The organism is Bacteroides muris (ex Afrizal et al. 2022), from assembly GCF_004793475.1.
Classification (GTDB): domain Bacteria; phylum Bacteroidota; class Bacteroidia; order Bacteroidales; family Bacteroidaceae; genus Bacteroides; species Bacteroides muris.
Genome location: NZ_SRYZ01000003.1, coordinates 112,233 through 132,531, shown reverse-complemented (window position 1 = coordinate 132,531; position 20,299 = coordinate 112,233). Strand labels below are relative to the sequence as shown.

The window sequence follows — 20,299 nt, the reverse complement described above, 5'->3', positions numbered from 1 at the left end:
TAATAAATGGGTGAACTTCAATATACTCTTTAGGTAAATTGATACAACAAAGATAGGACTTTTTCTTAATATTCTGTACAATTTTTCAAATTTATGGATATAAAGCTACGTCTCCATATAAAACACAATAGCCCGGGTGTTTAGTCCCGGGCATAAAGTGATTGATATATATATAAATAAGGCTAGTATCGTCAATCTTCGATATTCTCTGCTTGATTATATCCCCAGGTCTGTTTGATTTCCGGATCGGCTGTCATGACACCAATATTAATAGGCCACAGTAACTTATATTCTTCCGTGTTACTTAACACTGCAGCAGCCTCTTCTCCGGGCTCCAGATAAGCCACGGCAACTGAGAATGCCAAAGGCTTCTTGGCAGCATCGTGCATACGTACCAAGTCGAACCAACGTGTACCTTCACCGGCAAACTCCTTGTCGCGTTCTTTCAAAATAGCCAATTCATTTTCGGCATAGGTGCCGTCTGTGTAGGTCACGTCCTCCGTATAGTTCTCACCATAGGCGCGTTTGCGCACCTCGTTGATGTAAGAAGCACACGGTTTGCCAAGACCGTTTTCCACTTCGGCCATCATCAGCAGTACATCTGCATATCTCATCATAACAATGTCATTGTCGAAATAGCGGATGCCATCGGCTACGTGACCCACCAATTTCAGCATGCTTGAACCGTGTTTTGTCAGTTCCTTGTCCTGATAGTATTCCAGGAAAGTAGCGGCACGGCGGCTGTCAGTCTGGTCGAACGACTTGATGAAAGCAGATTTCCACTCATATCTTACGATACCGGCAGTGTTCAACTGAAGTACGTCCTGCATGACGGTACCATCGGGATTATAGTAAGAACCCACTACGATAGACGGAGTATATAAAAAGCTGCTTCCCCAGTGAGTCGTTTCACCACGGTCGAAATACATGGATAAAATAGACTCTGTGTTATTGGCTTTTTTGCCATAATCGAAGATATCGGCATAGTTCTTCATCAAGGAAAACTTGTTGCTGCCGATGATTTCGTTCAAAGCTTTTTGGGCTATCTCCAAATCCGATGTTCCGGTAGCTGTATGAGGTTTTTCGTCATCATTGGTAGTCACCTTTGCCGACCACAGATAAATCTGCGCTTTCAGGAACAAAGTGGCGTACTTCGACCAATAATATTTGTCGAAAGAAGTTGTTGATCCGAAAGCAGTTTCAGAATCGTTGATGTCTTTCTTGATAAACGCAAGCACATCTTCAGCCGAAGAGCGTTTCATGTACAAACTTACAGCGTCAATCTTTCCATCTAATATCTTGATATCTTTTTCCAAGGGCACGGCACCATACGTTCTGTACAGCATGAAGTAATAGTAGGCGCGCATACCATAAGCTTGTCCCAAGAAAGTATTGCGTGCCGATTCACTCAGGAACGCGCACTCGTCTCTCACTTGCTCGATGAAGTGGTTCACTTGCAGAATATTTTCATAATAATTGTTCCAATTGCTTATACCTGTGCTGGTGGTACGCAAGTCGTTGCGGATGATGGAAGATGAATTCAAAGATGTATTGATGGAAGAAGTTCCTTCACGCATGGTTCCGCCTCTCAATTCACCCAACACCAACGGTGAAGAATAATCATCTCTAAGGTAAGCATGCAGGCCGTTCATGTAGGTGCTTACTTGTTCTGGATTTTTCCAATAATTGCCGGCAGCCGCATAGTCTTCCGGACTCAAGTCTAAGGTATCGCAACTGTACATGCCGAATAATAATGCACCGGCGATGCCGTATATAAATTTCTTCATAATTCTGTTGTTTTTTAATAGTTTAGAATGTTACATTTACGCCAAACACGAGATTTGTTGGCAACGGGTATCCTCCCCAGCCGTTTGCACCATATTCAGGAGATGCCACATATTTGGCTCCGGTGATGTAGCCTAAGTTCTGGGCAGTGATGTTCAAATCTACTCTTTCCATTTTCACTTTCTGTATCCAGGATTTCGGCAGGCTGTAGCTCAGGCTGAGTTCCCGGATAGACAGGTAGCTTGCGTTATCAACGAACAGGCTGTTGTTGTCGCGGGCATAGTTGCGTTTTCCATTTTGATCGGCAAATACATACGTAGGATATCTGGCACCCTTGTTGTCTTCAGACCATGTGTTGCTCACCAGGTCGATGGTATTGTAAGTACCTTGCATGTTACCCATAATCCACGGGGTCTTCGAGTCGAATATCTTATGACCCAACGCGAAGTCGAATCGTGCGGTAAAGGTCAGTCCTTTCCAAGACACGTTGGTGTTAATACCACCGGTCCAGTGAGGAACGGTATTGCCCAGTTTCACCTTGTCATAATTGTCTATCACACCGTCTCCGTTTACGTCTTTCCACTTCACGTCGCCCGGTTGGATAGGTAGGCCGTTCGCTTTTTCGGCATCGCTCAGCTTTGCCCATGCTTCGGGACCGTAGAGAGTCTTGTTGCTTGAACCGTTGTTACCGGTAGAGATGTCTTTCAAGTTACCTGGTATATCATCGTAGCTTTGGTAAATGCCTTCTGCCTTGAAACCATAAATGGCACCCGGTTCCTGTCCTTCCTGATAGCCACCTACCCATATTTTTTCCCATGAGCCGTTTGCCGATTTCTTTCCCGTGTATACTTCAAAGGCATTCTGCATGTTTCTGTCCAGACCGTTGTTGGGCAAGGAGATGACCTTGTTTTTGTTATAGGCGATGTTGGCGCCAATGTTCCATTTCCAATCTTTCGTTTCGAACACTTTGGCATTGAGCTCGATTTCGACACCAATGTTCTGGATTTCGCCATTGTTGGTCAGGTAGCTACTGATACCCGAGTGCGAAGGCAACGTGATGTAAGCCAGCTTGTCTTTCGTGCGGCGGTTGTAGAACGTGACATTTGCGTTGTAGCGGTTGTTCAGGAAACTGAGGTCTGCACCTACTTCGAAGGTATAAGATTTTTCCCAGGTTAGGTTTGGGTTCGGCAGCCCGGTCAGGCTGTTAGTACCTCCACCGTTGTATTTGCCGACACTTCCATAAGAACCCTGCACGGTATAATCACCGATATATTTGGTATCCACGTTACCGTTTGATCCGTAGCTTGCACGGATTTTAGCGAAGGAGATGATGTCCCGCAACCCCTCCATAAAGTTTTCTTTACCGATAATCCAACCGGCGGAAATACCTGGGAAGACACCCCAGCGGGCATCCTTGTTCAGACGGGAGTAACCGTCGCGGCGGAGTACGGCAGATATAAGATATTTTTCATTGAAAGAATAGTCCACTTTGCCGAAGAACGACATGATGCGGTTTTCGTAGTGCCATGAATCCATGTAGCGTCTTTCGGGATCTGTCAGGTTCAAATCCTGAAAATCGCCTGTAGGTGCTCCGTAACCGTATGCATTGAATCCCTTTTCCTGCGCGATGAAATACTCGAAACCGAGCATCGCATTGACATCGTGCTTTCTGAAGTTCCGGTTGTAGGTGGCGATGACGTTGTAAGTTTGGTTCAACTTCCGGTTGTAATCGTCATACGTATAGTGGTCTCTATTCCAATTGTTTACACCGGTCATATAGTCGGAGTTGAAGTATTCGTACTTGCGGTCCTCGTAGTACCAACTTCCGCTGAACTTCAAGTCCAAATCTTTCATCAAATGTGCCGTAAAGGCTTGTGTCATGGTGTATTTGTCGGTATTGTTGTCTCTGTGCAGGGCATCCTTGTAGGCCAGCACGTTGGCATCGCCCGTTCCGCGCACACCAATCAACCATTCGCCGTCCTCATTCTTGCCACGGAAGGTGGGAGGCAAAGAGAACACCCGGCTGAAATAGCTGGCTGCATCGGCATTGCCTACCAGACCGTCCCACGTGTTGTGCGAATAGTTCAATGAAGAATTGGAGGTCAGCCAAGATTTGATTTTGTAGTCCGCATTGAAGGTGAAGGTGAAACGCTTGTACCAGTTGTTGGTAGCATTGCCTTCCGAATTGTTGAAACCTATCGAGGCATAGTACGTACCTTTCTCGTTACCTCCTGTGAAATCAACCGTGTAATCTTGGCTGAATGCCGGAGAGTTGACATTTGTGTCTTCCAGCATGAATTCCTTGAAGATAAGTTTGTCGCCATACACAGGGTCTATCATGGTTTTCCAACCCTTGTTGAGCAAGAATGCTAGGTCATCACTGTATTTCATGACACTCCAGTTGGCATTGCTTACTTTGTTGCCATCGGCTACAGTGCCGTCAGCATTGAAATAGATGTTACCCGTACCGTAAGGCTGCGCACCGCTCAAACTGCTCAGATTGGTCCAGCCAGCCCACGAACCGTCTGACTTCTTATATATCTGGGAGGCATTCTGATATGACTTACGCATCCAATAGATGTACTCTTCTGCACCTAAAAAGTTGTAGTTGTTGTTGAAGTAATTCAAACCGAATTTAGCTTTCACACCGATGTTGCTCACACCGTCCTTACCGCGTTTGGTGGTTACAAGAATCACACCGTTGGCGGCACGGGCACCATAGATGGCGGTAGCACCTGCGTCTTTCATTACTTCCATGGACTCGATGTCAGAAGGGTTGATGTCACTCAACTCACGTTGTGCACCGTCAATGATGACCAAAGGAGAGCCCGAACCGTCCAGACTTGTACCACCACGCAGAATCAAGGTAGGTGTAGCACTCGGGTCACCGGAAGTCTGACGAACCTGCAAGCCCGATACTGCACCGGATAATGCTTGGGCAGGGTTGGAGTGGAGACCGCTTGCTAGCACTTCTTTATCTACTTTGGAAATTGAATTGGTAACCTTGGAACGGAGCGTTTTTCCACCATAGGCAGTAACAACAACCTCTTCCAGCATTTCTGCGTCTTCCTTCATCGTGATGTTCAATGGTTTTCCGTTCCAGGCTTGTTCTACCGTTTTGTAACCCACAAATGAAATTTGGATAATGTCGCCTTCTTTCACACCGGACAAAGAGAAATTACCATCGATGTCGGTAATCACACCATTGGTACTTCCTTTTACTACTACCGAGGCACCGATAACAGGACCGAATGCATCATTTACCACACCTTTGCAAACACTGCTCTGTTGTGTGTCATACATCCCTGCTACATCAGGGTTTGCAGCATAAACCGCTCCTGTTGAGCCTCCCAACAAAAGCAGCATCATGCTGACTGTTCTGAATTGTCTAAACATAATAATGTAATTTAAGGTTTATATATAAATAACCAGTTTGCAAATGACCTTATATCAAATATTCATATCATTAAAGTAAGCATAGTACTTCCAGAACTATATATTTAAAGAAGTATTTGATATTTGCCGCAAATATAATAACAATTTTAATAACACTGCTTAGTTAATAAAAATATTTTTTATTAACCATATGCTTTTTTGTTTTTAGAGGGAAATAACTTGCTCGTTATACAAAAAAGACTATTGCAATAGAGGTTAATATTTTTTTAAGTAAATAGTTTGGTAATCTTATCTTTATTATCAAAAAGAAAACAATCCTCAAACTATTCTAAATATAATGATGTAAGTACTGTTTTTAACAAAATGACGGCTCCCTATTAAATTATTGAATGAATATTTCGCAAATACATTGACGCTACAATTTGCTAACCCTATAGTACACTGATAATTTGCCAGATTATCAACCTCTCACTCTGTCTCTAAGAAAAGCTTGGTGGTAAAGTTGATTTTAGTTCTGGAAGTACTTAGGTTTAATATTAATAACTGAGTTAATAATGAATAGGTAAAACGGGTTATAGACCCTATTATGAACCTTAAATTGCATTATTATGTTTAGACAATTCAGAACAGTCAGCATGATGCTGCTTTTGTTGGGAGGCTCAACAGGAGCGGTTTATGCTGCAAACCCTGATGTAGCAGGGTGTATGCCACGCGACAGAGCAGTGTTTGTAAAGGTGTGGTAAATGATGCATTCGGTCCTGTTATCGGTGCCTCGGTAGTAGTAAAAGGAAGTACCAATGGTGTGATTACCGACATCGATGGTAATTTCTCTTTGTCCGGTGTGAAAGAAGGCGACATTATCCAAATTTCATTTGTGGGTTACAAAACGGTAGAACAGGTTTGGAATGAAAAACTACTTAACATTAGTTTGCAGGAGGATTCTGAATTACTGGAGGAAGTGGTGGTAGTAGGTTATGGGGACTCGCAAAAACGTGTTGCGTTGACAACTGCTATCTCGAAAATGGGCAACAAAGTGTTGGAAAATGCTGCTTTCAGTAATGTTGGACAATCTTTACAAGGTTCAGTTACTGGGCTTCGTGTAGTTGACACCAGTGGTCAGCCGGGTGAATCACCCAGTATTATTTCGAACTCACGTTAATCATATATTTTTCCTGTTGCTTTTTACCAAGGTCGATATATGCCAGAGAGTCTCTTTTGTTCCCAAAAATTGATGGCTTATAAATGTTTGATACCAGTGGTAGAAAAAAGGCTACCCCCTTTTGTGTGGAGAGTGTAGCCTTTTTCTTTATTGATGCGGAAAGGGATAAATATACTATTCTGTCCGGAACGTAGAAGCCGGTAATCCTGTTTCGTTCACCAGATTGGCGCGAGTAAATGGTTGCCAGCCATAGCGCACGTAGCGTGGATTCTTGATGTTTTTATTATAGACCTTCAGGTGGTTTCCTTCTACCTCGGCAACGGCGGGTTCAAACAATCCGTCAATTTCTGCCACCTCAAAAGTGTGCAGAGGCTGACCGTCGGCACTGTGCAATCCTTCACCATAGTCGAATGTCAGATATGCTGCACCATTACGGAACTCCACGTTGCGGAACATAGGTCCTGAGGGCACTACTTGCGTATGGTTGTAGGTGCGGTTCAATGCCCAGCGTCCCAGTCGGTCACCGATAGGCTTTTTGTTGCGCGGATGCACATCCAACGAATCTCCGAGATCGCTGGAAACAGCCATGCCTGTTGCAGGGATGGTATTCATCATTCTCCGCTGGCTATCGCGGAACCATGGCCATGAAGGGCGGTCTATGCTGGAAAGTTGTACATAGTAGAAAGGTAGTTGCTTGTCGTTCCAATTCTTGCGCCAACTATCTACAAGTAGATGGAACAGCTTTTCGTGTGTGGTGAAATTATGTGCGTTTGACTCTCCTTGGTACCAGATGACGCCTTTTATGGGGAAACTTTCCAAGGGGCGGATGCCTGCCTCATAGAGGTAGCAGGGTTCGTAGGGATGGCGTTGCTCTTTGTAGCTGGATTTTTTGATGTTCAATGCAGCGCGGCCACGTACCCAGTCCTGGATAAAATCATTGCCAGTCCATTGTTTCAGTATGGCAGGGAACCGGTATTCCAACGTGCTGCGTTCTATCCATGCTTCGGTGGGCGAACCTCCTACGGCATTGCAAATCAATCCGACCGGTACTTGCAGGCTGTCACGTAACATTTTCCCGAAGTAGAAGGCTATGGCAGAGAAGTCACGGGCTGTTTCTGGAGTGGCGTTTTCCCATTGGGCATGTTTGTAGTATTGCAGGTGGTTCAGTGAGTCGAGTACGGACACCGGCCATTCTACGGCGTATGTCAGCCATCGGCCTTTCATGTCGAATAGGCGTAGCTGGTCATCGGTTGCGGCAGGGACATCCTCTGCGGCAGTAGTGGTGGCTTTCAGCATGAATTCCATATTGGACTGTCCTGAGCAAAGCCATACTTCGCCTGCCAATACGTCCTTATATAATAAGGAGGTTTTTCCGTCTGTGATGCTCAAGGTGTGTGGCCCTCCGGCTGCTAGGGGAGCCAATGTCACCTGCCAGCATCCTTGGCTGTTGGTTTCGGTTGTTTTCTTCTGCCCGGCTATTTTTACTTTTATTTTACTATGGGCGTTTGCTTTTCCTTTGATTAACAAGGGACGGTCGCGTTGCAGAACCATTCCATTTGTATAAGTGATAGGCATTTGCAGACCTCCATAGTCGCCTGTAATGGCAGAATAGACGGTTTGTGCCAGAATCTTGGCACCTTCGGGGTTGGGATGGATGGCATCGGGTAAGAGGAAAGGATAGGGGTAGAGCGGTTGCTCGAAATCCATCAGTTGTACGTCGGCTACGCGAGCAACGGTTTCTATCGCCTGCTGGATTTCTCCGTGCCAGTCGCGTGTGCCGGATTCGAACCGTGGATGGCGGTCAGCAATGGGGGTCAGTTTGGCAATGATGATTTTGCAGCCTGGACGGACGGTGCGGAAACTATCAATCAGTGCTAGATAGTCGCGGATAAATTCATCTTGATAATGGGGCCAGTCACGAGGGTCGGTATCGTTGATGCCTAGATGAATTACTACAATGTCGCCGGCAAATTCCATCGCTTGTCGATACTCTTCTTGCTGCATATAGGGGCGATGTCCTTTGTTAAGCAGGGTAGCTCCTGATTTACCGAAGTTTCCTACCTGATAGGTATCACCCAACATTTGTTGTAATTGTGACGGGTAAGCTTGTGTTTCACGTTCGGGCAGTGTGTAGCCATACGTGATACTGTTTCCCACACATGCCACTTTGATACGTTTCTGGGCCGGAGCATACAAAGCGAGCAATGTAAACAAAGAATAGAGAATGATTTTTTTCATGGCATTTTCTTTAAGATTGATATTTCCTCAGCAAAGATAGGAAAATGTTGGATTAAAGTGGCGTTTTTATTATATACAAGAAGTAAATTAAAAAAATATATTAATTGACTGTGGCTTTTAAATATATAAATAGTATATTTGCGTAAAATCTTTTATCCGATAATATGAAAAGTAAACTATTGTACACTTTTATTGCTTGTTTTAGCTTATGGAATGCTCAGGCTAATGATACTTCCGAAGTATTGATGTTGAATCAGGGATGGATGTTTTCTCAGGCGGGCACCGATAAATGGAGGTCGGCCACTGTACCGGGAACTGTGCATCAAGATTTGCTGAATCACCAATTGCTTCCCGACCCTTTTTTCGGGACGAATGAGAAGAATATTCAGTGGGTGGAGAATGAGGACTGGGAATACAAGACTACGTTTACCGTGACGGAAGAACAGCTTTCGCGGGAAGCTGCCATGATGACTTTTGAAGGGCTTGACACGTATGCGGACGTTTATCTCAACGGTGCATTGTTGTTGAAGTCGGACAATATGTTTGTCGGTTATTCCGTTCCGGTGAAAGAGGTGCTCCGTCAGGGAGAAAACAAACTGCATGTCTTTTTCCGTTCACCTATCAAGGAGACATTGCCGCAATGGGCGTCGAACGGATTTGACTATCCGGCAGACAATGACCATTCAGATAAGAAGCTCAGTGTATTTACCCGAAAGGCTCCTTACAGCTACGGCTGGGACTGGGGAATCCGTATGGTAACCAGCGGCATTTGGCGTCCCGTCACGTTGTGTTTCTATGATGTGGCTACTATTGATGACTATCATGTGAAACAGCTTTCGCTGACCGACCGGCAGGCAGAGATTTCCAATGAGCTGGAGATAAACAGTATATCATCGGGAAAAGAGGAAGCCGAAATCATCGTGTCCTGTTCTTTGAAGGACGGACAGCCCCTTACCGTCAAACAGTCGGTAGTGCTGAATCCTGGCATCAACCATGTGAAAATTCCTGTAGAGATTAAGAATCCGGTGCGTTGGATGCCCAATGGCTGGGGAGAACCAGTGCTGTATGATTTTACGGCGCAAGTGGTCTGCCGGGGAAAGACGGTTGCTTCCGGACATCATCGTATCGGACTCCGTACGATTCGTCTGGTGAATGAAAAGGACGAACATGGTGAATCTTATTACTTTGAAGTGAATGGTATCCCCATGTTTGCCAAAGGTGCCAACTTTATTCCCAATGACATTCTACTGCCTAACATGACCGACGAGCGTTATGCTACCCTGTTCCGTGACATCAAAGAAGCTAATATGAATGTTATCCGCGTATGGGGAGGAGGCACTTACGAGGATAATCGCTTTTATGACCTTGCAGATGAAAACGGCATCTTGATATGGCAGGATTTCATGTTCGGATGCACCGTTTATCCGGCTGATCCGGTATTCTTGAAACGCGTTTCCGAGGAGGTGGATTACAATATCAAGCGTCTGCGCAATCATGCTTGCTTGGCTATGTGGTGCGGTAACAACGAAATATTGGAAGGATTGAAATATTGGGGATGGCAATCCCGTTATACTCCCGAGGTATATGAGGAGTTTTACCGCAACTATGACAAACTGTTCCGCGAACTGCTTCCTTCCAAAGTGAAGGAGTGGGACGAGGGACGCTCTTATGTTCATACTTCTCCTTATTTCTCCAATTGGGGACGCCCTGATTCTTGGAATATCGGTGACAGCCACAACTGGGGTATCTGGTATGGCAAGAAAACTTTTGAATCGTCTGATACGGAAATCGGACGTTTCCAGAGCGAGTTCGGTTTCGAGTCGTTCCCCGAAATGAAGACCATCGCCACTTTTGCTTCTCCCGAAGATTATGAGATAGAATCTGAAGTAATGACTGCCCATCAGAAGAGTTCGTTGGGCAATGACTTGATACGTACCTATATGGAACGTGATTTCATCGTTCCCGAAAAATTTGAGGATTTTGTTTATGTCGGTCTTGTATTGCAAGGGCAAGGGATGCGCTATTGCTTTGAAGCGCACCGTCGCAACCGCCCATACTGCATGGGAACGCTCTATTGGCAGCTGAATGATAGCTGGCCGGTCGTATCGTGGTCGGGCATTGATTATTATGGTAATTGGAAAGCATTGCATTACCAGGCGAAACGTGCGTTTGCTCCGTTGATAGTTAATCCTGTCCATGAGAACGGGCATCTGAATGTCTATCTGCTTTCTGATAAATTGGAAGATTCGGCAGGTATGACTTTAGAAATGCGGTTGATGGATTTCAACGGCAAGAAACTACAGCAGGAGTCGGTCAAAGTGGAGGCTCCTGCCAATAGCTCTGTGAAAGTATTTGGTAAGGATTTAGATGAATGGGCCGATGAAAAGCTGCGTAAGGAGTGCTATCTGCTCTTGTCTTTGAAGGATAAGCATGGAAAGGAAGTGGCGCGTGATGTTCACTATTTTGCGCCCACTAAAGAGTTGGATTTACCCCAAACAATGGTGAAAAGTAAGATAAAGGTCGTAGAGGACGGTGTGTGTGAAGTGACACTGTCTGCTTCAAAGTTGGCGAAGGACGTTTTTGTGCAAATACCTTATCAAGGTGCGCGTTTTACAGATAATTTCTTTGATTTATTGCCGGGAGAGACACACCGAATTATGATTACCTCTCCGGAAATAAAAAAAGGTATAAATCCGGAAATTCTTGTGAAGCATATACGGGAAACTTATTAATTTTTTAAAAATATCAAGATGAAAAACCTATTGAAGATGGCAACGGCGATTGCCATGACCGGATGGTTGTGTTCATGTTCCGGTGAGAAAACAGCAGCGAATTACCAAGTGATTCCTATCCCTCAGGAAATAGTGATGGCTGCCAATGGTGAGTTTGCATTGAATAACAATGTTAAAATTATTTATCCGGAAGGAAATGAGGCTATGCAGCGCAATGCTCAGTATTTGGCTGGCTATCTGAAAAAGGCTACTGGTAAGGTGTATCAGATTGAAACTGGTACTGAAGGTAAGGGGAATATCTTGCTTCAGGTGGTTTCGGATGTTGAAAAACCGGAAGCTTATCAGTTGAAAGTAAATGCGGAAGGAGTTGTGATTTCGGGTGCAAGCGAGGCGGGTGTCTTCTACGGTATTCAGACGTTGCGTAAGTCTATCCCCGTATTGGAAAACAGTACTCCTGTGCTGTCTTATGTGGAAATTAGTGATGCTCCCCGTTTCGATTATCGTGGTGCTCACTTTGACGTAAGCCGTCACTTCTTTACAGTGGAGGAGGTGAAAAGTTTCATTGATATGATGGCATTGCACAACATGAATCGTTTGCATTGGCACATCACTGATGACCAAGGCTGGCGTATTGAGATTAAAAAATATCCGTTGCTTACTGAAATCGGTTCTCAGCGAAAGGAAACCGTTATTGGCCATAATTCAGGTGAATATGACGGCAAGCCTTATGGAGGATTCTATACGCAGGAGGAGGCAAGGGAAATTGTGGCATACGCTGCCGAACGTTATATTACGGTAGTTCCTGAGATAGACCTTCCAGGACACATGCAGGCTGCATTGGCTGCCTATCCGCAACTGGGATGTACGGGTGGTCCGTATGACGTGTGGACTATCTGGGGAGTGTCTGATAACGTGCTTTGCGCAGGAAATGACAGTGTGCTGACTTTCATTGACGATGTTTTGGCAGAAATAATAGATATATTTCCCTCGGAATATATACACATCGGTGGTGATGAATGCCCGAAGGTGAAATGGAAATCTTGTTCCAAGTGCCAGGCGCGTATCAAAGCTCTGGGCATCAAGTCTGATGATAAGCATAGCAAGGAAGAGTATCTGCAAAGCTTTATCATTAATCATGGTGAAAAGTTTCTGAATGCGCATGGTCGCCAGATGATAGGTTGGGACGAAACATTGGAAGGTGGTCTGGCGCCGAATGCCACCGTGATGTCTTGGCGTGGCGAAGGTGGAGGTATCGAAGCTGCCAAGCAACATCATGATGTGATTATGACTCCGAACACTTATCTCTACTTTGATTATTATCAGACTAAGGATACAGAGAACGAGCCTATGGCCATTGGTGGTTACCTGCCGTTGGAACGCGTTTACAGCTATGAGCCGATGCCTCGTTCGCTCACTCAGGAAGAACAGAAATATATTGTAGGTGTTCAAGCCAATCATTGGACTGAATACATTCCTACATTCTCGCAGTTGCAATACATGGCATTGCCTCGCTGGGCAGCTCTCTGCGAAATACAGTGGAGCCAGGCTGACAAGAAGGATTACCAGAACTTCCTGACTCGTTTGCCGCAACTCATCAGTCTGTATCAGACCGAGGGTTACAACTATGCCAAGCATGTGTTCGACGTAACTGCCGATTTCCAGGCTAATGCGGAGACCGGTGTCGTAGAGGTACGTATGAAGACGATTGATGATGCTCCCATTCATTATACATTGGACGGGACGGAGCCCACTTCCGCTTCTCCGGTGGCCGATAGTGTGCTTTCCATCAAAGAAAACTGTATACTCCAGGCAGTAGCTGTACGCCCTTCGGGCAATAGTCGCATCTTTTCAGAGAAAGTGGTTTTCAGCAAATCTACTTGCAAATCCATCGTGGCTAACCAGCCGGTGAACAAACAATACGAGTTTAAAGGCGTATCTACTTTAACTGACGGATTGAAAGGTAATGGTAACTATAAGACCGGTCGTTGGATTGCTTTCTACCGCAATGATATGGATGTGACTATCGACTTGCAGCAGCCTACTGAAATATCCAGTGTGGCTTTCTCTACTTGTGTAGAGAAGGGGGATTGGGTGTTTGATGTGCGTGGCATTACTATTGAAGTATCCGATGATGGGGAGAATTTTACGAGAGTCTTTTCTGAAGAGTATCCGGAGATGAAGGAGACAGATCGTAACGGATTGTATGAGCATAAACAGACTTTTGCGCCCGTAAAAACCCGTTATGTACACGTTTTGGGACTTTCAGAACGCTCTATTCCTGCTTGGCATGGTGGAAAGGGTAATTTCGGTTTCTTGTTTGTTGACGAGATTGTAATCGAGTAAAAGAAATAATGATAACAGAAAGATGAAATTAGTGGATAAATACTTGTGGGGAGTGGCTTTCGGGGCACTCCTTACAAGTTGTGGCACAAATGCCGTACAGAAGGATTATGCGGATTACGTCAATCCGTTTATTGGCACCGGAGGACATGGACACACGTTCCCCGGTGCTGTTGTTCCCAATGGAATGATACAACCGGGACCTGATACCCGTATTTACGGTTGGGATGCTTGTTCGGGCTATTATGATACGGATACTGTAATCAATGGCTTTTCACATCTTCATCTCAGTGGAACAGGGTGTGGCGATTATGGTGAGATTCTATTGATGCCCACTGTAGGCAAGCAGCAAACTGTCCTTTCTGAAGAGGTGGTCTCTTCAGATGTTTCTTTTGCCGCAACGGGCGGTTCTCCTGCCCAAACATTACCTTATGCTTCCCGGTTTTGTCATCAAAGTGAGGTGGCTGCTCCCGGTTACTATTCAGTGTTCTTGGAGACATACGGGGTGAAAGCGGAACTGACTTCCACTTCGAGGGTAGCATTGCATCGCTATACTTTTCCTGAAAGCAGTGAGGCGGGTTTTATTCTAGACCTGGATTATTCCCTGCAAGGGCAGTACAACCGTGCTCTCTCTCTGGAATTGGTGAATGATTCTACGTTGCGGGGGTATAAGAATACTAACAGTTGGGCATGGAGACACGATGTTTATTTTGAAGCGGTATTCTCGAAGCCTTTCACGTGCGATATTCTGACCGATTCTATTCTTCAGCCGGACGGAAAGCGTGTTTTGCCGGTGAAGAAGGCATTGCTCCATTTCGCCACAGACAAGGATGAACAGGTGCTGGTGAAGGTGGCACTTTCTTCGGTAGATGGGGAAGGAGCAAAGAAAAATTTGGCAGAGATTCCGGGATGGGACTTTGAGCGAGTGAAGGCTGATGCCCGTCGTGACTGGAACGAGTATTTGGGTAAGATAGATATTGAGGGGGGGAATGTTGACCAGAAGACCGTGTTCTATACGGCACTTTATCATACAGGTATTTCTCCAAGTCTGTTTACCGACATCGACGGACGGTATCGTGGTTTGGATCGTGAGATACATACTGCTGAGCCAGATAAGCCTATGTACACCATTTTCTCCCTGTGGGATACATTCCGTGCCCTGCATCCATTGCTCACTATCATTGAGCCGGAGCAAAATGTCCGTTTCATCAATGCTTTGTTGAAACAGTATCAGGATGGAGGTATCTTGCCGATGTGGGAACTGGCTGGTAACTATACTGGTACGATGATCGGTTACCATGCAGTGCCGGTTATTGTAGATGCGTATATGAAAGGTGACCGCGGATTTGATGCTCGGTTGGCTTTGGAAGCTTGTTTACGTAGTGCCGAGTATGATACGCTGGCACCCATCGCCACCACCGATTACCTGAAACATGCCGCTTTGATGCCTATTTCTAAATATTATAAGAATACATTGGGGTATGTGCCTTGCGATAAAGAGAATGAATCGGTGGCGAAAGGATTGGAATATGCGTACAACGATTGGTGTATCAGCCGGTTGGCAGAGGCCTTGGGCGATACGGCTACACAGCATCGTTATGCCGAATTCGGTCGCTCCTATCGTCATTATTTCGATTCGGGGGTGCGTTTTATGCGCGGAAAAGATCTGGAAGGAAAATGGCGTACTCCGTTCAATCCCCGTTCCAGTAATCACCGCGAAGATGACTATTGTGAAGGTACAGCTTGGCAATGGACATGGTTTGTGCCGCAAGATGTAGAAGGACTGGTAGAACTAATGGGGGGGCGTGAGGGCTTTATCGCCAAATTGGATTCCTTGTTCACTGCCGACTCGACTTTGGAAGGTGACCAGACTTCTGCCGATATATCTGGATTGATAGGGCAGTATGCTCATGGAAATGAGCCGAGCCATCACATTCTGCATCTATATAATAAGGTAGGGCAGCCTTGGAAAACTCAAGCTTTGGTGGATAGTGTGCTTCATAGCCAGTATTTCAACAATCCCAATGGACTTTCCGGCAATGAAGATTGCGGACAAATGTCTGCTTGGTATGTGCTAAATGCCATGGGTTTTTATCAACTCTGTCCTGGTAATCCGGAATATTCCATCGGTCGTCCTTTGTTTGATGCGATTACAATCCGCTTGCCTCAGGGTAAGGAGTTTAAAATTGTAGTTCAAAACAACTCAGCGGAAAACAAGTATATTGAGAGTGCCGTTTTGAACAGAACGGTGTTGTCGAAACCTTATTTTACCCATCAGCAACTGATGGAGGGAGGTACCCTGCAAGTGGTGATGACCAATCAACCGACAAAGTGGGGGACGGAATAGTATAATTTGCTAAACATGTTTGATATGTATTTTACAAAAACAACAATTAGTGTCTTTCTGTTGACTGCTCTTCTTTTTTGTGGAAGTTTGTCGGCGCAAAGAGTCATTCCTGTGCCGCGGCAAGTGGAGCAACAGAACGGCATGTTCTGTATCACCAAAGACACCAAATTTTATACCAATCTGAAAGGAGAGGAGAGAGAACGGCTGATAGCCTATCTCTCTTCCCAGCCTTCTTTTTTGAACAGAAAAGTATATGTGGCGAACCGCGCCGAAGGAAATACGATTTTCCTCCAAAAACGCCCGGTGTCAGGCGTCTCTTCTGAAGAGGGGTATGTGCTGGATGTGAACATTGGGGGAATTACTATCTCTTCAGCTACGGATACCGGACTGTTTTATGGCTTGCAGACCTTGCTTCAGTTGGCTGAACCTGCCGGAGAGAACCTTTGGCAAGTGGCTGCCGTCCGGATAGAAGATGCGCCCCGTTTTGACTATCGTGGCTTGATGATTGATGTCTCACGGCATTTTCGTAGCAAGGAGTTCTTGATGAAGCAGATAGATGCTTTGGCATATTATAAAATCAATCGCTTGCATCTGCATCTGACGGATGCCGCCGGGTGGAGAATCGAAATCAAGAAATATCCCCGGCTTACGGAACTGGCCGCATGGCGTCCTGAAAGTATCTGGAAGAAGTGGTGGAATGCTCCCGATGGGCGTAAATATTGCGAAGGAACAGATCCTGAAGCTTATGGCGGTTATTATACCCAGGAGGATATTCGTGAACTGGTGCGTTATGCAGCAGAACGTCATATCACCATTATACCTGAAATTGAAATGCCGGCTCATTCGGAAGAAGCTTTGGTGGCTTATCCCGAACTTTCATGTCAGGGAAAGCCTTATGCCAGTGCGGATTTTTGTGTCGGCAACGAACAGACATTTGCTTTTCTGCAAGATGTGCTGACAGAGGTGATGGCACTCTTCCCCTCCGAGTATATCCACGTGGGCGGTGACGAAGCTGGCAAACAGGCTTGGAAAAGTTGTCCTAAGTGCCAACAGCGTATGAAGAATGAGGGATTAAAGAATCTGAATGAATTACAAAGTTACCTCATTCACCGTATGGAGGTATTTCTGAACAAGCATGGCCGCAAACTGTTGGGGTGGGATGAAATTATGGAAGGCGGTTTGGCACCCAATGCCACCGTAATGTCTTGGCGTGGTGAAGAAGGAGGGCTAAAAGCCGTAAAATCCGGTCATCGTGCTGTGATGACTCCGGGGGCATATTGCTATTTTGACAGTTATCAGGACGCGCCTTACTCGCAACCAGAGGCAATAGGCGGTTATCTGCCATTGTCTAAGGTCTATTCGTATAATCCTGTTCCCGCTTCGTTTACTCAGGAAGATGTTAAACTTCTATATGGTGTGCAGGCCAATTTGTGGGCGGAGTATATACCTACTGATGAACATTATGAGAGTATGATATATCCCCGTATTCTGGCACTTTCCGAAGTTGCTTGGAGTATGCCGGAACGTAAATCGTACTTGGATTTTCATCGTAGTGCCTTGCGCGAGGTAGAACGATTGGAAGCTGCTGGTTATCATCCTTTCCAACTGAAAGACGAGATTGGCAACCGTCCGGAATCTCTCCATCCGATTCGGCATCTGGCGTTTGGCAAACCGGTGAAGTATAATGCACCTTATAGTGAGTATTATAAAGCGCAGGGAGAAAAAACGTTGACTGACGGTATTCGTGGTGGATGGACTAACGTAGATGGTGCATGGCAGGGTTTTATTTCGCACAATCGGCTGGACGTGACTATTGATTTGGAAGAAGAAGATGAAATCAGGTCAGTCTGTGCAGATTTTATGCAGGTGGTAGGGCCGGAGATTTTCCTTCCTGCTGAGGTTATTATTTCTGTTTCGCTTGATAACGTGAATTTTACGGAACTGACGCATCTGAAGAACATTGTGTCTAAAGATTCGGTCGTTTGTTTCAAAAATTACGGCTGGAAAGGAGAGACACGCGCCCGTTATATCCGCTATCAGGCACGTTCCGACAAGAAGATTGGCGGGTGGATATTTACTGACGAGATAGTGGTGGATGGTGGTGCCAGACAACCGGTGGATTATGTGAATCCTTTTGTGGGTACTACCAATTATGGCACTACTAACCCGGGCGCAGTGTGTCCGCAAGGAATGATGTCGGTAGTTCCTTTCAATGTGATGGGAGCTGTGAACGGTAACATTGACAAAGACAGTCGTTGGTGGTCTACCCCATACGAGTATAAGAATACCTATTTTACCGGCTATGCGCATGTCAACCTCAGTGGTGTAGGATGCCCCGAATTGGGTTCGTTGCTGTTGATGCCTACTGCGGGTGAGTTGAATGTGGATTATCTGCAATATGGCAGTTCTTATAGAGACGAACAGGCTACTCCCGGTTACTATACCAACTACTTGACCAAATATGGTATAAAGACTGAGGTTACTGCTACTTCCCGTACAGGTCGTACCCGTTTCACCTTCCCGGCCGGACAAGGAAATGTTTTGCTGAATTTGGGCGAGGGACTGACCAATGAAAGTGGTGCTACCGTCCGTTTTGTGAGTGATACGGAAATTGAGGGAAGCAAGTTACTGGGAACTTTCTGTTATAATCCCAATGCAGTATTTCCGGTCTATTTCGTAATGAAGATAAATAAAACTCCAAAAACGAAGGGCTATTGGAAGCAGATGCGTAAGATGGGTGTGGAGGCTCAATGGGACAATACATCGGGGACTCGTAAACTTTATCCGCATTATACCAAAGAAATGAGCGGGGATGACATTGGTGTATGGTTTACTTTCGACGCTGAGAGTAACGAACAGGTAGAAGTAAGTATGGGAGTCTCTTTTGTGAGCATTGACAATGCACGGCAGAACTTGGAGGCAGAACAGTCGGGAAAAAGTTTCGAAGAACTGCACACTGCCGCACGTCAAGCTTGGAACGATGACCTCAGCCGGGTGCTGGTAGAGGGTGGAACGGAGGAGCAACGTCGTGTGTTCTATACCGCGTTGTATCATTTTCTGATTCATCCGAATACTTTGCAAGACGTCAACGGGCAGTATCCGGTCATGGAAGGTGACGAAATCCGCACGGTGAGAGGAAACCGCTATACCGTATTCTCTTTATGGGATACTTATCGGAACGTTCATCAATTGATGACTTTGCTCTTCCCCGATCGTCAGCTTGATATGGTACGTACCATGATAGATATGTATCGTGAACATGGTTGGTTGCCAAAATGGGAACTTTATGGTCGTGAAACGCTTACGATGGAAGGCGATCCTTCCATTCCCGTAATTGTGGATACTTGGATGAAAGGCTTGCGCGATTTTGATGTCGCAACAGCGTATGAGGCGATGTACAAGTCGGCTACTTTACCCGGTAAAGAGAATCTGATGCGTCCGGATGCTGATGATTATTATTCACTGGGTTATGTTCCTTTGCGTGAGCAGTATGACAATTCGGTTTCGCATGCGTTGGAATACTATATTGCAGACTATGCTCTTTCTCGTTTAGCAAAGGCATTAGGTAAAAAGGAGGATGCGGAGCTTTTTTACAAACGCTCTATGGGTTATAAGCATTATTATTGTCGCGAGTTCGGTACGCTTCGTCCCATCCTGCCGGATGGAAAGTTCTATTCGCCTTTCGATCCCATGGAAGGAGCAAATTTCGCACCCAGTCCGGGTTTTCACGAAGGAAATTCCTGGAACTATACATTTTATGTGCCTCATGATGTGTTGGGGCTTGCCAAACTGATGGGGGGCAGGAAAAACTTCGTGGACAAACTTCAGAAAGTGTTTGATGAAGGACTGTATGATCCTGCTAATGAACCGGACATTGCTTATCCTTATCTTTTCAGCTATTTCCCTGGAGAAGAATGGCGTACTCAAAAACTAGTAAAAGAATTGTTGGCACGCTATTTTACGGATAAGCCAAATGGTATCCCGGGTAATGATGATACAGGTACGATGTCTGCATGGGCTATTTTTAGCATGATAGGTTTCTATCCGGATTGTCCCGGTACTCCGGATTATACCCTTACGACACCGGCTTTCGATAAAGTAACTCTCCGTTTGGATTCACGTTATTATAAGGAGGACAAACTGGTGATTCGCAAGTCTTCCAATTCGGATTACATTAAGGAGGTGAAGTTGGATGGAGTAAAACACAATGGTTTCCGTATCACTCACGATGAATTGGTGCATGCTGGGGAGTTGGTGTTTGAAATGAGCGAAAACAATAAAATGAATGAAAACAATAAATGA

The 20,299-nt window shown here is 45.5% G+C and carries 7 protein-coding genes and 2 pseudogenes; 6 read left to right on the top strand and 3 right to left on the bottom strand.

From position 1 onward, the window contains the following. Nucleotides 1-191: 191 nt before the first annotated feature. Both E5355_RS02570 and E5355_RS02565 read right to left on the bottom strand, forming a co-directional pair. Nucleotides 192-1,787 (bottom strand): RagB/SusD family nutrient uptake outer membrane protein, encoded by a 1,596-nt coding sequence (locus E5355_RS02570; RefSeq protein WP_136009056.1) that lies wholly within the window; start codon nucleotides 1,785-1,787, stop codon nucleotides 192-194. Between the two features lie 22 nt (nucleotides 1,788-1,809). Then, complete coding sequence (locus E5355_RS02565) at nucleotides 1,810-5,088, bottom strand: SusC/RagA family TonB-linked outer membrane protein (protein WP_288838404.1); 3,279 nt, start codon at nucleotides 5,086-5,088, stop codon at nucleotides 1,810-1,812. Nucleotides 5,089-5,789: 701 nt separating this feature from the next. Between E5355_RS02565 and E5355_RS02560 the strand changes: the two are divergent. Continuing rightward, a pseudogene (locus tag E5355_RS02560) lies at nucleotides 5,790-6,322 on the top strand (carboxypeptidase-like regulatory domain-containing protein); the annotation flags it as partial. Between the two features lie 192 nt (nucleotides 6,323-6,514). On the opposite strand, the gene E5355_RS02555 reads toward E5355_RS02560, so the two are convergent. Beyond that, nucleotides 6,515-8,578: a GDSL-type esterase/lipase family protein gene (locus E5355_RS02555; RefSeq protein WP_136009055.1), complete on the bottom strand. Its 2,064-nt coding sequence runs from the start codon at nucleotides 8,576-8,578 to the stop codon at nucleotides 6,515-6,517. A 164-nt stretch (nucleotides 8,579-8,742) separates the two neighbouring features. Between E5355_RS02555 and E5355_RS02550 the strand changes: the two genes are divergently transcribed. The 5 genes and pseudogenes from E5355_RS02550 to E5355_RS19770 all read left to right on the top strand — a co-directional run bounded on the left by E5355_RS02550 (nucleotide 8,743) and on the right by E5355_RS19770 (nucleotide 20,299). Next, nucleotides 8,743-11,310, top strand: a complete 2,568-nt coding sequence (locus E5355_RS02550) for a beta-mannosidase (RefSeq protein ID WP_136009054.1) — start codon at nucleotides 8,743-8,745, stop codon at nucleotides 11,308-11,310. An 18-nt stretch (nucleotides 11,311-11,328) separates the two neighbouring features. Beyond that, nucleotides 11,329-13,653, top strand: coding sequence for a glycoside hydrolase family 20 protein (locus tag E5355_RS02545; protein WP_136009053.1), 2,325 nt, complete (start codon nucleotides 11,329-11,331; stop codon nucleotides 13,651-13,653). Between the two features lie 22 nt (nucleotides 13,654-13,675). Further along, on the top strand, nucleotides 13,676-15,997 hold the full coding sequence (locus tag E5355_RS02540) for a GH92 family glycosyl hydrolase (protein ID WP_136009052.1): 2,322 nt from the start codon (nucleotides 13,676-13,678) through the stop codon (nucleotides 15,995-15,997). 15 nt (nucleotides 15,998-16,012) lie between these two features. Then, nucleotides 16,013-17,500: pseudogene (locus E5355_RS19775) on the top strand (beta-N-acetylhexosaminidase); the annotation flags it as partial. Between the two features lie 555 nt (nucleotides 17,501-18,055). Beyond that, nucleotides 18,056-20,299 carry a GH92 family glycosyl hydrolase gene (locus E5355_RS19770; protein ID WP_168354262.1) on the top strand — a complete coding sequence of 748 codons (2,244 nt, stop codon included), beginning with the start codon at nucleotides 18,056-18,058 and terminating at the stop codon, nucleotides 20,297-20,299.

Excerpts from the sequence above, each read along its gene's own strand:
- E5355_RS02540 (WP_136009052.1), top strand. The coding sequence starts at position 13,676 with ATGAAATTAGTGGATAAATACTTGTGGGGAGTGGCTTTCGGGGCACTC.
- E5355_RS02565 (WP_288838404.1), bottom strand. The coding sequence starts at position 5,088 with ATGTATGACACACAACAGAGCAGTGTTTGCAAAGGTGTGGTAAATGAT.
- E5355_RS02550 (WP_136009054.1), top strand. The coding sequence starts at position 8,743 with ATGAAAAGTAAACTATTGTACACTTTTATTGCTTGTTTTAGCTTATGG.
- E5355_RS02555 (WP_136009055.1), bottom strand. The coding sequence starts at position 8,578 with ATGAAAAAAATCATTCTCTATTCTTTGTTTACATTGCTCGCTTTGTAT.
- E5355_RS02570 (WP_136009056.1), bottom strand. The coding sequence starts at position 1,787 with ATGAAGAAATTTATATACGGCATCGCCGGTGCATTATTATTCGGCATG.
- E5355_RS02545 (WP_136009053.1), top strand. The coding sequence starts at position 11,329 with ATGAAAAACCTATTGAAGATGGCAACGGCGATTGCCATGACCGGATGG.